Here is a 277-nt window from a genome sequence, read left to right as displayed (position 1 = left end):
GCGGCGGTTCTGCACCAAGAGCGCCCAGTTCGTGCAGGAGGGGGCGGCGGGCGTGATGCCGACCCATCTGGCCATCGTGTTCGACAAGTCCGAGGGCGCGTTCCGCAAGGAGCTGTTTCCGGACTACAAGGGCCACCGGCCGGACGCGCCGGACGATCTGAAACGGCAGATGCCGCTGATGCGCGACGCCGTGCGGGCCTTCGGACTGCAGCCGATCGAGCTCATTCGCTACGAGGCGGACGACCTCATCGCCACCTATTCGCGCCAGGCCGAGGCG

The 277-nt window shown here is 68.2% G+C and carries 1 pseudogene; it reads left to right on the top strand.

Annotated features, from left to right (window positions below):
- Positions 1-277, top strand: a pseudogene (locus CVH10_RS20040) (hypothetical protein); the annotation flags it as partial.

It is taken from the genome of Halomonas sp. ND22Bw (assembly GCF_003011945.1).
Lineage (GTDB): Bacteria > Pseudomonadota > Gammaproteobacteria > Pseudomonadales > Halomonadaceae > Halomonas > Halomonas halophila.
This window is presented reverse-complemented; position numbering and strand designations above follow the sequence as displayed.